The 13,310-nt window shown below is 69.6% G+C and carries 11 protein-coding genes; 2 read left to right on the top strand and 9 right to left on the bottom strand.

Annotation, left to right across the window (positions count from 1 at the left end; translation table 11 throughout):
* Positions 1-36: 36 nt before the first annotated feature.
* From ABD154_RS04500 to ABD154_RS04490, 3 genes are read right to left on the bottom strand one after another with little or no spacing between them, the layout of a single operon-like run.
* Positions 37-774, bottom strand: a complete 738-nt coding sequence (locus ABD154_RS04500) for a maleylpyruvate isomerase family mycothiol-dependent enzyme (RefSeq protein WP_344250344.1) — start codon at positions 772-774, stop codon at positions 37-39.
* A 6-nt stretch (positions 775-780) separates the two neighbouring features.
* Positions 781-1,698, bottom strand: a complete 918-nt coding sequence (locus tag ABD154_RS04495) for a fumarylacetoacetate hydrolase family protein (RefSeq protein ID WP_344250342.1) — start codon at positions 1,696-1,698, stop codon at positions 781-783.
* Complete coding sequence (locus ABD154_RS04490) at positions 1,695-2,798, bottom strand: cupin domain-containing protein (protein ID WP_344250340.1); 1,104 nt, start codon at positions 2,796-2,798, stop codon at positions 1,695-1,697. Before ABD154_RS04490 ends, ABD154_RS04495 begins: the two co-directional genes overlap by 4 nt.
* Positions 2,799-3,508: 710 nt before the next feature.
* On the opposite strand from ABD154_RS04490, the gene ABD154_RS04485 reads away from it, so the two are divergent.
* Positions 3,509-3,748, top strand: a complete 240-nt coding sequence (locus ABD154_RS04485) for a hypothetical protein (RefSeq protein ID WP_344250338.1) — start codon at positions 3,509-3,511, stop codon at positions 3,746-3,748.
* Between the two features lie 100 nt (positions 3,749-3,848).
* On the opposite strand, the gene ABD154_RS04480 is transcribed toward ABD154_RS04485, so the two are convergent.
* Complete coding sequence (locus tag ABD154_RS04480) at positions 3,849-4,667, bottom strand: IclR family transcriptional regulator (RefSeq protein ID WP_344250336.1); 819 nt, start codon at positions 4,665-4,667, stop codon at positions 3,849-3,851.
* Between the two features lie 82 nt (positions 4,668-4,749).
* Here ABD154_RS04480 and ABD154_RS04475 point away from each other — a divergent pair, with 82 nt between their 5' ends.
* Complete coding sequence (locus ABD154_RS04475) at positions 4,750-6,033, top strand: MFS transporter (protein ID WP_344250334.1); 1,284 nt, start codon at positions 4,750-4,752, stop codon at positions 6,031-6,033.
* Between the two features lie 86 nt (positions 6,034-6,119).
* On the opposite strand, the gene ABD154_RS04470 is transcribed toward ABD154_RS04475, so the two are convergent.
* The 5 genes from ABD154_RS04470 to ABD154_RS04450 form a co-directional block, all read right to left on the bottom strand.
* On the bottom strand, positions 6,120-7,487 hold the full coding sequence (locus ABD154_RS04470) for an MFS transporter (RefSeq protein ID WP_198499961.1): 1,368 nt from the start codon (positions 7,485-7,487) through the stop codon (positions 6,120-6,122).
* 262 nt (positions 7,488-7,749) lie between these two features.
* A complete protein-coding gene (gene bla / locus ABD154_RS04465) occupies positions 7,750-8,724 on the bottom strand; it encodes a class A beta-lactamase (RefSeq protein ID WP_344250332.1) in 975 nt (324 codons plus the stop codon).
* A gap of 84 nt (positions 8,725-8,808) precedes the next feature.
* The gene (locus tag ABD154_RS04460) at positions 8,809-9,129 is read right to left on the bottom strand and encodes a hypothetical protein (protein WP_344250330.1); all 321 of its coding nucleotides are present in this window, start codon (positions 9,127-9,129) and stop codon (positions 8,809-8,811) included.
* Complete coding sequence (locus tag ABD154_RS04455; RefSeq protein ID WP_344250328.1) at positions 9,126-11,384, bottom strand: transglycosylase domain-containing protein; 2,259 nt, start codon at positions 11,382-11,384, stop codon at positions 9,126-9,128. Before ABD154_RS04455 ends, ABD154_RS04460 begins: the two co-directional genes overlap by 4 nt.
* Positions 11,381-13,279: a penicillin-binding transpeptidase domain-containing protein gene (locus ABD154_RS04450; protein ID WP_344250326.1), complete on the bottom strand. Its 1,899-nt coding sequence runs from the start codon at positions 13,277-13,279 to the stop codon at positions 11,381-11,383. The genes ABD154_RS04455 and ABD154_RS04450 overlap by 4 nt, the downstream gene beginning before the upstream one ends.
* Between the last annotated feature and the right edge of the window lie 31 nt (positions 13,280-13,310).

Below are 13,310 nucleotides of genomic sequence, written 5' to 3'. Positions count from 1 at the left end.
GGCGGGCGATGATGACTGCGCTGTCGTCGACGACGGCTACAGCCACCTCGGCGCCGGCGTGATCTCTCCCGTCGATGACGTCACTCCGGTGTCACCGCGGCCCGATGCCCAGCGGACGAGGTCCGGCAGTTCCCCGCTGACGATCGCCGGGTCCTCGGACTCGAGGTCGCCGAGGCGGTCTGCCCACCCGTCGACCGCGACAACGAGGCCCGCATCGGTGCCGCGAGCCCGCCAGGTGCCCGTGATGTCGCGCAGAAGGCGGGCGAGCACGGGTTCGGGGACGTCGGAGAAGCGGGCGCCGTTGGCGAGGTCGATGGCATGGAGCCAGACCTCCCGGGTGCGCATCCACACGGTCTCCCGGGCCGGGACCTCCCGTCCCTGCGCGGTGCGCACCGTCGCCTCCCACGCCGCGTCCGGGCTGTCTCGCCATTCGACATCGAGGCTGATGGCGGCGTGGTCGTTGAGGTGGCGCAGTGCGCGCACGGGCAGGGTCGCCCCGAAGTCGATCTCGGCATCGCGGGCCGCGGGCGAGTCGTACATCGGGGTCTCGACGCCCGTGTTCGCCCACTGGACGAGGCGGATCAGCGCCCGCGCGTTGTACCCGACGTGGGCGATGAGGTGGCGCCGCGCCCAGCCGGGCAGGAGGCTCGGCTCGTCGAAGTCGGCGTCGGAGAGCTCGGTGACCTTCCGGGCGAAGAACGCCGTGCCGCGGCGGACGGTGAGCAGCTCGTCCCGGAGTTCGGGGTCAGTCGTGAGATCGTGTCTGGCGACCATGGGTCCTCAGCCTGCGTCGGCCGTGCTGCCTGCGGTGGCGAGGCGGGATTCGCCGGCGGCGCCCGGGGCGTCCGCGTCGACGATCCGGTTGGCGATCTGCCCGATCCCGTCGATCGACACGGTCACCTCGTCGCCGACGGAAAGGTAGACCTGCGGGTCACGGGCCCGCCCGACTCCGCCGGGAGTGCCGGTGAGGATGATGTCGCCGGGTTCGAGCGTGATCATCGTCGAGATGTAGGAGACGAGGTGAGCCGGGGAGAACACGAGGTCGCCGATCGCGTGCTCCTGCATGACCTCGCCGTTGACGGTGGTCGTGAGCACCGCCTCGGCGGGGTCGAAGTCGTCAGCGGTGGTCAGCACCGGCCCGAGAGGGGTCGAGTCCTCCCACATCTTGCCCTGCAGCCATTCCTTCGTCCGGAACTGCCAGCCGCGCATCGAGATGTCGTTGGCGATCGTGTAGCCGGCGATCGCCGCGGCCGCCTCGGTCTCGTCGACCCGGCGGACCTGCTTGCCCATGACGACGACGAGCTCGCCCTCCCAGTCGAGCTCGGGGTCCTCCGGGGCGAACGGCACATCGGCGTAGGGCCCGGTCAGCGTCTCGGCGAACTTCGCGAACAGCGTCGGGTATGCGGGCAGGTCGCGTCCCATCTCGAGGATGTGGCTGCGGTAGTTGAGCCCCACGCAGATGATCTTGCCCGGGCGCGTGATGAGCTGGAGCACCTCGGCGTCGGCACCGGGCACGGTCGCTGCGGGGTTCGCGAGCGCCTCGGCGACGGTGGCCTCCCAGTTCTCGGTGGCGAGCAGATCGCCGACGTCGGTGAAGCCGTCGATGACGAGGTAGTCATCGCCGCTGAGCACGGCGGCGGCAGAGGCGGGGTCGGTTCCGCGGGCGGTGGATCCGGTGGCGATGGTGGCAAGTCTCACTGGTGTTCTCCTTCGACGTGGGTGCGAGCGAAATTCAGGGTTTCGATGATGGGGCGGTCGTTGAACGCGAAGAGGTCGAGGCCGGTGTCGGCCTCAACGCTCACGGCCGACCACGAGGGAAGGACGACGAGGTCGCCCTTCTCCACCGCGAACGTCCGATCGTCGACGAGGATGCGTCCCCGTCCTTCGAAGACCTGGACGACTTCGGAGCCGACGCGCCTGGTCACCGGGGTCCTCGTGCCTTCGCGGAGGCGGTGGAATTCGGCGCGGATCGTCGGCATGACGTCCCCGCCGGTCGTCGGGTTGACGTAGCGGATCGCCGCATGGCCCTGGCCGACGGTCGCGGGAAAGCCCTCGTCCTCGAGTCGCAGCTGTTCGGTGAGCGCGCGATCCGTGTGCTCCCAGCGGTAGGCGCCGATCGGCGAGCTCACGGTGTTCGCCAGTCCCGAGAGCGGCCGCAGTCCCGGATGGCCCCACAGCCGCTCGGACCGGGAGATGTCCGGGGTCGATTCGTCGGTGACCCGGTCGATGCCGAACTCGAAGAACGACGTGTCGGCGTAGTGGACGAAGGGAATGTCGAGACCGTCGATCCACGCCATCGGCTGATCGGTCTCGTTGTGGTGGCCGTGGAAGTTCCAGCCCGGGGTGAGCAGGAAGTCACCGCGCGACATCCGCACGGGATCGCCGTTGACAACCGTCCACACGCCCTCCCCTTCGACGACGAAGCGGAACGCGTTCTGCGAGTGCCGGTGCTCAGGGGCGACCTCATGCCCGCCGAGGTATTGGATCGCCGCCCACAGCGTCGGCGTGGCGAACGGTGCCCCGCCGAGGCCGGGGTTGGCCAGCGCGATCGCGCGGCGCTCCCCTCCGCGGCCGACGGGCACGAGGTCGCCGGCGCGTTCGGCCAGCGGCAGCAGCGTCTTCCACTGCCAGAGGTGCGGCACCGCCGCCGAGGCGGGGGTCGGCGGCATGAGCTCGTCGAGCTGCGTCCACAGCGGGATCATGTTCTCCGCGGCCATCGTCTGGTACATCGCGTCGAGTTCCGCGGCTTCCTCCGCGGTGGGATCGGGGTTCGTCATCGTCGGTGCAGGGCGCGTCATCGGGACCTCCTCGGCCACAGTGCTGATTCTGCGCCGAGGCTATCGAGCGTCAGGGGCCGGAGGGGAGCAAATTCCGCTGGACGGAATCTGCCGGGAGCGCCGAGGCGGTGGCGGGGGCGGGTTGAGGTCTCCAGTGCACCAATGGGGATGCCTTCGCGGTACACCCGCAAGAAGCATGTCTCCCAGTACCCCTGCCGAAGTCGCGGACGCAGAGTGTCGATTTCGGACTCGATGATCGACACTCTGCGTCCGGAGAACGGCGGCGCGGAGCACTGGACGCGTCGGTTCGGCGCGTAGGTGTCGGTTCACCGCGTATGTGTCGCCCCACTGCGTCAGTGCGCGGGGCGGCCGGGCGTGCGGCGCCGTGCTGGGCCGGTTGCACACTGGTCGCGGCGGAGCTGAGGTCGTTCTGGACAGATTCTGCGCGGGCATGCCTGACCATTTCGTCCTGGGGTTGATGAGGCTTTCCTGGAACTCATGCGGCGACGGAGAGATGGGAGGGCGATCAGTGCACTTGCGCGCGAGGGATGCGGATGCGATCGCGGATTTCGATCGCGCGACGGACGCCGGTCTCCCCCGCCTGGGGGATGTGGGTCCATCGGCGTCATTCCTAGACTCGAAGAGACACCAGGGCCGAAGGAACTGCCGGACAGAGCGATACGGGCTCGGCGGAGCTGCGGCTCTCGAGGAACGAGTGGAAGGAACTCCCGATGAGCAAGAAGGGTCACACTGATCAGAGGTCGACAGCCGTCTGGTATTTCGTCGGCGCGACCTTCCTGTTCGTGCTGCCGAACCAGCTGTTCACCGATTCCGACGGGTGGGTTCGCACGGTCTTCATCGTCTTCGGAATCGTCGCGATGACAGCCGGGTTCGCACAGATGCGACGCGAGTTCGCTGGTCGCCGGCGAGCCGCTCGGAGCGGCGACGGCGCATCCCGCCCTGCCGCTTAGTCCGGGGTCGACCCCTCATTCTGTCCGGCGCGGAATGCGCTCGCGACCTCCGAGTGGAGTCCCGTGCGCTCGAACACGACGGCGAGACCGCTTGCATGGGTCAGTCGTTGTCTGCTGCGCTCCCCGGCTCCGGAGTGTCGATCTCCGCCGCGATGCGGGCAAGATCGGCGCAGGCGCGGCGCACGAGGTCGATCGAGGACTCCGAGATCAGCTGCTTCGTCCGCACCGCGGGCGCGCTGAGCGCCACCGCGCTCTGCGGCGGCAGACCCCCGGCACGGGGCACGGCGATCCCGAGGGCGCTGATGTCGGCCTCGGTCTGGCGGAGGTTGAGGGCATAGCCGACGCGGCGCACGTCCGTCATCTCCGCGAGCAGCTTGACGAGATCATGGGCGGCGAGCCGTTCGGCCGGGGTCCGTCCCCCGGCGTAGAGCGAGCGGATCGACGCATCGTCGAGGGCGGCGAGCAGAGCCTTGCCGCCCGAGGTCAGCCGTGCCGGAAGCACGGTCCCGGTCCGCTCCCCCACGCGCAGACGCTGCCGGGATTCGACCGTCGTGAGGAACTCGACGCTCACCCCGCGGCGACGCAGCAGCGAGACGGTCTCCCCGGTGTCAGCACTCAGCTGCGCGAGGACGTCGAGGACGGGACCGGGCACGGATTGGGTGCCCTGCGAATCGGCGACGCCGAGCGCCGGTCCCGCCCGGTACTGGCGGGCGGCGCCGCGGGTGACGAACCCGCGGTAGAGCAGGGTCGAGAGCAGCCGGTGCGCACTCGAGGGCGCGACCCCGAGGTAGTCGGCGACATCGGCGACCCGCACGCCCTCCTGCGGATGACGGCGCAGCAGATCGATGAGCAGCAGAGCGTTGTCGACGGATTCGATGGCATGGTCAGGGCGTTTGACAATGCTGAAGTGCTGCGGCATAGCCTAACCGTAACCGACTCACAGATTCCGCAGAGCAGAATTGTCTCGTGATCGGATTCACACGCTCCTTACGGTGTCACCCATGACCGAGACCACGCTCAAGGCCCCGGTGCGCAGTGAAGCGCACCGCTGGGCAGCTGTCATCATCTGCTGGCTTCTCATCGTCATGGACGGGTACGACCTCATCGTCTACGGCGCCGTGCAGAACTCACTCATCGAAACCACCGATTGGGGGCTGACGCCGGGATCGGCCGGCACCCTCGGATCGCTGGCGTTCCTCGGCATGATGATCGGCGCCGTCGTCGCCGGTCGTCTCGCCGATGCCCTGGGCAGGCGACAGACGATCCTCGTGTGCGTCATCGTCTTCGCCGTCGCGACCGTGCTGTGCGCCGTCGCCCCGAACCCCGGCGTCTTCGGGGCGCTGCGCCTCATCGCCGGGCTCGGGCTCGGCGGACTCGTGCCGTCGGCCAATGCGCTCACCGCTGAGCTCGTCCCGCCGCGCTGGCGCGGCTCGATGGCGACCCTCATGATGTCGGGAGTGCCGATCGGCGGTGCCATCGCGGCACTGACCGGACTCGCTCTCATCCCGGCCTTCGGGTGGCGGTCGATGTTCTGGATCACCATCGTGTCCTTCGTCCTGCTCGCCGTCGCCTGGAAGGTGCTGCCGGAGACCTCGACCGTGCGCACGCCGGTGGCGGACCGGGGATCTGCCGGCCGGGGGAAGGCCGGGTTCAGCACCCTGCTCGGTCCGCATTGGCTGACCTTCTCCATCCTCTTCGCCCTCACCACCCTCTTCACGCTCTTCGCGTGGTACGGCCTCGGCACGCAGCTGCCGAAGATCATGCGCGATTCCGGGGCCGACCTCGGTCCGGCCCTCGCCTTCACCCTCGCCCTCAACCTAGGTGCCGTCGTCGGATCCGTGCTCACCGCGTGGGCTGGGGACCGGTTCGGCATCCTGCCGACGGCGACCGTCGCCGCGGGTGTCGCGGGAGTCGCGCTCGTCTCCCTGATGAGCGGAACGACGGCGACGGCGGCGATCTACATCGCGCTCGTCCTCGCCGGCATCGGCACCCACGGCACCCAGTCGCTCATCATCGGGGCGATCGCGTCACACTACCCAGAGAATCTGCGCGGCACGGCCCTGGGCTGGGCGCTCGGCGTCGGTCGCATCGGTGCGGTGCTCGCCCCGCAGGTCTCGGGCATCCTCCTCGGGATGCAGGGGGTCGCACCGTCGATGAACTTCCTCCTCTTCGGCGGGTCGGCCCTGGCCTCGGCACTCGTCCTCGGCCTGCTCACGGTGCTCAGCCGCCGGCAGCGGAACCGGGCCCCCGAGGAGGATGCGCCGGCTACGGCCGCCGCGCAGTAACTCGCCGGCCGCAGGTCGAGGCCCAGGCCCGATTACTGGGGCGCCTCACCTCGGCGGCGAGAACCCTGACGCCACCTCGACCCGTCCTATGCCGGGACGAGGTGGCGGTCGGCGTCGACCTCGGCGAGCGTCTTGTTCCCCATGCTGCGGGCCAGCAGCAGCGCCGGGACACCGGCGACGATGACGACGACCGTCGCGTAGATCGCCGGGGCCAGCGTGATGCCGGTCGAGCTCATCAGCGCGGTCGCGATGAGCGGGGAGAGCCCGCCGAAGAGCACGGTGGCGACGTTGTAGCCGATCGCCATGCCGGAGAAGCGGCTGGTTCCGGTGAACTGCTCGGGGATCATCGCCGCGGCCACCGCGCTCCAGCCGGCGGCGGGAATCGCGAGGAACGCCGCGCCGCCGATCGCGATGGCCGCCGAGTCGTTGCTCAGCAGCACATAGGCGGGAATCGTCGTGAAGACGAAGACGACCATGAGCCCGGCCAGCGCGATCTTGCGTCCGAACCTGTCGGAGGCGACGCCGAAGAACGGGGTGACGACGATCGCGACGACCGCGGCGACGGTGCCGAGCGCCAGCGATCCCGAGTTCGGCACCTGCGCCACCTCTTCGATGTAGGTGGGGACGTAGGTGATGTTGAGGAAGTAGCTCACCGAGCCGATCGAGGAGATGAGGAACGCGACGAGGATCGCGCGCGGCTGTTCGACGAGCGCGGTGATGAGCGGTGACCGCTGGAGGGCGACGTCCTTCTTCTCCGCCTGCTGGAGGCGCTTGAAGGTGTCCGTCTCGACCATCATCCGGCGCAGCGGCACCATGAGTGCGGCGAGCACCGCGCCGAGGACGAAGAGCACACGCCAGCCCCACGTCTCCATCGCCTCGGTGGACAGGGTGTTGGCCAGCAGCGCCCCGGATCCGACGGCCAGCAGCGCACCGACCTCGCTGTTCGCCGCCGCCCAGGACGCGGCGACGCCGCGCTTGCCGGGCTTGGCCGATTCCATGAGGAAGACCATGATGCCGGTGTACTCGGCGCCGACGGAGAAGCCGGAGAGGCAGCGGAAGAAGACGAGGCCCACGCCCGCCCAGATGCCGATCGTGTTGTAGTCGGGCATGACGGCGATGCCGAGCATCGAGACGGCCATGAGGACGGCGGAGACGACGAGTGCCTGCTTCCGCCCGACGCGGTCGCCGAGGTGGCCGAAGACCATCGCGCCGAGGGGTCGGAAGAGGAAGCCGGCGGCGCCGACGCCGAGGGTGAGCAGCAGCGAATCGGCCTGCCCGCCGAAGAACTCCGTCGTCAGCGTCGTCGCGACGTAGAAGAAGATCGAGAAGTCGTACCATTCGACGACGGTGCCGAAGGCGGCGACGAGCATCGACCGTCGGCGTCCGCGCTCCTTCTCGGGAGTGCCGGACTCCTGTCCGGTGCCGGGGCGTGACTCAGATTCGAACTCGGACATCGCTGATTCCGTTCGCTCATGGGAAAGGTGCACTCAGGGTGGTTGCTCGCCGGCAAGTTTCCCTTACAGGTGATCCGCGCTTGAGACTATCAGCTGACCCGGACACAGGGGAGGCTTCCGGACATATTTTCACCGTCGTCAATGGTCAGCGGCCCAGCACCGAGGCGGTCATGCAGATCCGAGAGCGCCTGCAGCACAGTCGCCGAACAGTCCGGCGGTGCCCCTGCCGAGCGAGCGCGCGGTCGTCGCGGTGCCCGCCGACTCACCGGATCGCGTCGACGGCGGCGGCTGCGGCGCGGGCGATGAGACGGTCGTCCGCCTCGGCGTCCTTCTCATCCTTCGACGACAGGACGGAGATGACGATCGGCCCGCCGTCGCCCGGCCAGACGATGCCGAGGTCATTCCGGGACCCGTAGGACCCGGTGCCGGATTTGTCTCCGACGGTCCAGTCCTCGGGCAGGTCGGCGCGGATGAGGGTGTCCCCGGTCTGGGTCGCCTTCATCCAGTCGGTCAGGGTCGTCGCCTCGTCGTCGCTGAGCACTCCCCCGAAGACGTATTCGCGGAGATTGTCCGCCGAGGCGCGTGGGGTCGTCGTGTCGCGCGGATCCCCGGGCTTCGCTTCGTTGAGCCCGGGTTCGGTGCGGGAGACCGTGGTCCCGGTGTCGCCGAGGTCGTCGAGGCGGGAATCCAAGGATGCCGGTCCCCCGAGCTCGGCGAAGATGAGGTTCGCCGCGCCGTTGTCGCTCTGCGTCATCGCGGCCTCGCAGAGCTCGGCGAGCGTCATCGTGCCCCCGACTTTCGTCTCGGTCACCGGCGAATGGCTGACGATGTCGTCGCGTGAGATCGCCACGTCCTTCGACAGGCCGTCCGTCCCCACCTCGTCGAGCAGCGCCGCCGAGGCCATCGCCTTGATCGTCGACGCGTACGCGAACCTCTCATCGCCGCGCCAGGCGACCTCCCGGCCCGTGTCGAGGTCGACGGCGTAGACGCCGACCCGGGCATCGAAGTCGTCTTCGAGCTGCGTGAAGGAGGAGTCCGCAGCGTCGGCTGGGGCCGCAGCGGTCCGGTCACCCGATTCCGTGGGCACCCCAGTCGAGGTGGACGCAGCGGGATCGGCTCCGTCCGCGGCACTGTCCGTCCCGCTCTCCTGGCAGCCGGCGGCGAGGATGAGGCCGCTCGTGCAGGCCAGCGCGGCCGAAGCGCGCAGCATCCGGGTTCGCAGTGTCAGTGACATCATCTTCTCTCTCCTCAACAGTGGACGACTTCTCAGTGGACGACTTCCGCTCATGTCCGCACCTCGGCCGAGCACCCTCCCGTGGTCTCAGAACCCGCCGGCGAGGGTGCCGATGCCGAAGACGATGCCGGCGAGCACGACGGGGACCGCGGCGATGATGAGCGGCACCACCCGGCCCCACCGGTATCCCGCCCACGCCCACAGTCCGATGTCGATGACGAGGAGGCCGGAGACGCCGAGGTAGGACAGCGTGGCCACCCAGTCCGTCTGCGGCTGACCCGAGCAGCGGATGAAGCAGCCGGAGTACGCGATGAGCCCGAGGAAGGCGAACATCGCGATGGGGAACGCGAAGGCGACGAGCGCAGTGACACCGAACCCGACAGCGCCGCCGATCGACCGCGGATTCATGTCCCTCCCAACCCTGCCTCGTCATCCCGTTTCGCCGGATCGTCCGACTTCGCAGCATCGTCCGGCTTTCCAGCATCGCCCGGCTGGCCGACATCATCTCGTGCCGAGGAGTCCTCCCCCGACCGGTCCGAACCTCCGCTGGAGGCGCCGCCGCTGGAGGCGCCCGCCCCGGCGGGCCGCGGGAAGCCGCCGGTCTCCGCGCGCGGTCCCGCGTAGCGCATGAACTCCCGCCACGTCGGACCCGAGACGGTCTCCCCGTAGACGATCCTCGGCATCGACCCGCGCGAGTTCCGCCGCCAGTCCCGCATGCCCTCGGGGTCCCCCGTCCACACCGCCGTCGACAGGCCGCGGGTGAACCCGACGAGCCAGCTCGCGCCGACCTCGAAGTTCGTCGTCCCCGTCTTCGCCGCCGCCGGTGCGCCGATGCGCAGCCTGGTCGTCGTCCCGCCCTCGAAGGTCTGACTGAGCGCATACGCGACGGTGTCGGCGATCGTCGGGTCGATCACCTCGGCGCACCCCTCGTTCCCACCGGAACCGCGGATCTCCGTGCCTGCGGAGTCGGTGACGGTGACGATCGCCTGCGGTGCGCACTTCGTCCCGTGGTTGGCGAACGCCGTGTACGCCGAGGCCATCGTCAGCGGCGAGACGGAGACCGTCCCGAGGATCGAGGACGGATAGAGGACCTGTTCGGTGCCGTCGGCGAGCGTCGCCGTCGACAGTTCCTCGCCCGTGCCCAGTCGCACGCCGAGGCTGGTCGCCGTATCGCGGATGTCGCACATGTTCAGCTGCGAGGCCATGTCCGCGTAGGCCTTGTTCACCGACCTCTTCGTCGCCTCGAGCACGGTCATCCCGCCGTTCGCACCGCCGGAGTCCCCGGCATTGCGCGGGTTGTAGCCGGCCGCAGCGTAGTTGCGGCCGTCGCACCCCTGCGTCGAGAACCCCGTGTAGTTGGTCCCCGAGCCGTTGACGGTGTCGCCGAGGCTGCGACCCTCGGCCAGCCACGCGGCGAGCACGAACGGCTTCCACGTCGACCCCGGTTGGAAGCCGGTGCCGCCGCCGAAGGGACTGTCGACGGCGTAGTTGACCGAGGTGCGTCCGCGCCCGTCCTCCTCGCCGAGGCTGTACTCCGTGTTCTGGGTCATCGCCCGGATCTCTCCGGTGGCGACATCGACGCTGACCAGAGCCTGTGCCGCCCCGGACCGATCGCCGACGGGCACGCGAGCGCGCACAGCCTCGACGGCCTTCTTCTGCAGGGCCGAATCGATGGAGGTGCGGATCGTCAGACCGCCTCGGCGCAGGGTCTCCTTCCGCTCGTCGGCGGTGGCCCCGAAGCGCTCATCGCTCAGCACTGCGCTTTCGACGTAGGTGCAGAAGTAGGCGAGATCCCCGGCAGAGGCGCAGCCGTTGGGGGTGATGTTCGTCTTGAGTTCGAGGCCGGACGCCGCAGCTTCCTTCTGATCGGCGGGGGTGATGAATCCGTATTCGGCCATCTTCTCGAGCACGAGGTTGCGGCGCTCGATGACCGCTTCGGGGTTCTTCTGCGGGTTGTACTCGTAGGGGTTGCGCACGATCCCGGCCAGGGTCGCAGCCTGGGCGATAGTGAGGTCGGCGGCGTCGACGCCCCAGTACTGGCGGGCGGCGGCCTGGACGCCGTAGACGTTGGGCGATCCCGAGTAGCTGGCGATGTTGAGATAGCGACCGAGGATCTCGTCCTTCGAGTACGTGTTCTCCACGGTGATCGCGAGCCGCATCTCCCGCAGCTTGCGCGCCATGCCGCTCGTCCCGGAGCGGTCCCTGGCCCGGTCGATGCCCTGCTCGTCGCCGTCGGCCTCGCTGGCATTGATGAGGACGTTCTTCACGTACTGCTGGGTGAGCGTCGATCCGCCGTGGAGGGACCCGGTGAGGAGGTTCTTCGCGACGGCGCGGGCCACGCCTTCGACGTCGACGGGGCCGTGCTCGTAGAAGCGGCGGTCCTCGATCGCGAGCGTCGCATCCCGCATCGGCTGCGAGATCTCCTCCAGCGGCACCTCGTCCCGGTTCTGCCACGAGAAGGTCGCGATCGTCGTCCCGTCGGCCGTCAGCAGCGTCGAGGGCTGGGCGAGGGGCCGGTCGTCGAGTTCGGCGGGCAGGGAGTCGAAGAGATCCCTTCCCGCATCGAGGGCGGCGACCGAGGACCCGGCCGCGGGGATGGCGAGCCCCGCGGCGACGATGCCGGCGCACACGGACAGGGCGAGGAACTTCAGCAGATGTCTCATGAGTTGAGCTCCGTGAAGAAGCGGTCGGCGACGGGCACAGCCGCCTCGGCGCCGAATCCGCCGTCCTCGACGAGCACGGCGACCGCCACGTCGTCTTGGAACCCGGCGAACCACGAATGGGTGCGCGGGGGCACGTCGGTGCCGTACTCCGCGGTGCCGGTCTTGCCGTACACGGGGCCGCCGGGGACGTCGGCGAGCGCCGAGGCGGTGCCGCCGGTCACGGTCTGACGCATCATCGCCTTCACCTCGGCGAGCGCCTTCTGATCGGGGGCGGGGACATCGCCGTCCCTGCGGTCGGGCAGGACGAGGAGGGGTTGGACGGTGCTGCCGGCGGCGACGCTCGCGGCCATCGTCGCCACCGCCAGCGGGGTGGCGAGCACCTTGCCCTGCCCGATCATCGCCGCCGCATGCTCGACGGTGTCGTCGACCTCGGGAACCGAGGCCATGTACGAGTCGGTGCCGATGTCGACCTCGCCCATTCCCAGCGCCAGTGCCGTCTCGCTCAGCGCCGCCGGGGTGACGTCGGGCGCGGAGTCGACGAAGGCGGTGTTGCACGACTGGGCGAAGCTCTCGGTGAAGTCGACGTCGCCGAGGACGTGGTCTTCGGCGTTCTTGAAGCGCTTGCCCTCGACCGTCGTCGTCTTCGGGCAGCTGAGCGTCGCGTCGGGGGCGATGCCGGTGCCGACCATCGCCGAGGCGGAGACGACCTTGAAGACCGACCCCGGCGGGTACTGTCCGGTCAGTGCCCGGTCCCAGGCCGCGCCCTGCGGATCGGCGTTGGCGACCGCGAGCACGGTGCCGTCGCTCGGGCGCATCGCGACGATCGCGGTGGGCTTCGTCCCTGTCTTCGCGGCCTCGTCAGCGGCCGTCTGCACGGCGACGTCGATCGTCGTCTCGACGTCCGCGCCGTCGGTGCCGGCGACCTCATGCACCGGCGCCGCGGCGGTCCCCGCCTCTGCGTCGGACGCCTGGCCCGGGCCCGGCCGTGTGAGAACCGTGAGGCCGGGGGTGGGCCGCAGCGTCCGGTCGTAGAGGAGCTGGATGCCGCTCGTGCCGACGTAGGACTCGGGCGTCAGCGCTTCGGGTTCGGCGGCGACCTCATCAGGGCCGGCCAGGGCGGTGCTGCCGAGGGTCGCCGCCGCGAAGTCCTTCGTCCGCGACAGCGGCTGCAGGCGGGTCCGGAACACCGTGCCCGGCAGGTCGAAGATCGCGCCCTTGACGAGTTCGTAGTCGTCCCGGCGCAGGGTGATGACGGGGACGAAGGCGTCAGGGTCGGCGGCCTTGACGCGGTCGGCGAGCTCACCGGGATCGACGTCGAGGGACCTCTTGAGCTGGTCGAACGTCGCTGTCTCATCGTCGAGTCTGCTCGGCTGGAGCCCGACATCGACGACCTCCCCGTCGGAGACGAGGACCTCGTCGCCCTGCCCGAGGATGCGACCCCGGGTCCCCGGTGTCCTCGTCACTGCGAGGACCTGGCCTGCCTGCAGGTCGGGGTGGACGACGCTCTCGGCGAAGTCGGCAGCCCAGGTCGCACCGCTGCGGCGCAGCGGCACCTCGGTGGTGTACGACCAGGGACCGTCGGAGCTCCCGGTCGGCACGGCCCACTCCCAGCGCAGCGTCGCCGTCGCCGAGCTCACCCCGCCGTCGACGGAGTCCACGGTGACACGACGGGTGGGCACCGCCTCGGCGAGATCAGCGACGACCGCATCGAAGCTCTGCTGCGCATCCGCGGTCGACCAGACCGGGGACTCGAGGCTGCCGGAGGTGAGATCGGCGGCGATCTCCTCGGCCGCGCTCGAGGGGAGGACGGGCAGGGTGCGCAGCGCGAGCAGGCCGATGCCGATGAGGACGAGCACGACGGCGGCGCCGATGATCCGACGAGAACGGGTCTTCATGGTGCTATCGTCGGCAGGAGCATCTTCGCAT

Source organism: Brevibacterium sanguinis (genome assembly GCF_039528855.1).
Classification (GTDB): Bacteria; Actinomycetota; Actinomycetes; order Actinomycetales; family Brevibacteriaceae; genus Brevibacterium; species Brevibacterium sanguinis.
This window is presented reverse-complemented; position numbering and strand designations above follow the sequence as displayed.

Bases quoted from the DNA above. Each gene is read 5' to 3' on its own strand.
- ABD154_RS04455 (WP_344250328.1), bottom strand. From the start codon at position 11,384: ATGAGACATCTGCTGAAGTTCCTCGCCCTGTCCGTGTGCGCCGGCATC.
- bla (WP_344250332.1), bottom strand. From the start codon at position 8,724: ATGATGTCACTGACACTGCGAACCCGGATGCTGCGCGCTTCGGCCGCG.
- ABD154_RS04450 (WP_344250326.1), bottom strand. From the start codon at position 13,279: ATGAAGACCCGTTCTCGTCGGATCATCGGCGCCGCCGTCGTGCTCGTC.
- ABD154_RS04490 (WP_344250340.1), bottom strand. From the start codon at position 2,798: ATGACGCGCCCTGCACCGACGATGACGAACCCCGATCCCACCGCGGAG.
- ABD154_RS04480 (WP_344250336.1), bottom strand. From the start codon at position 4,667: ATGCCGCAGCACTTCAGCATTGTCAAACGCCCTGACCATGCCATCGAA.
- ABD154_RS04475 (WP_344250334.1), top strand. From the start codon at position 4,750: ATGACCGAGACCACGCTCAAGGCCCCGGTGCGCAGTGAAGCGCACCGC.
- ABD154_RS04470 (WP_198499961.1), bottom strand. From the start codon at position 7,487: ATGTCCGAGTTCGAATCTGAGTCACGCCCCGGCACCGGACAGGAGTCC.
- ABD154_RS04500 (WP_344250344.1), bottom strand. From the start codon at position 774: ATGGTCGCCAGACACGATCTCACGACTGACCCCGAACTCCGGGACGAG.
- ABD154_RS04485 (WP_344250338.1), top strand. From the start codon at position 3,509: ATGAGCAAGAAGGGTCACACTGATCAGAGGTCGACAGCCGTCTGGTAT.
- ABD154_RS04460 (WP_344250330.1), bottom strand. From the start codon at position 9,129: ATGAATCCGCGGTCGATCGGCGGCGCTGTCGGGTTCGGTGTCACTGCG.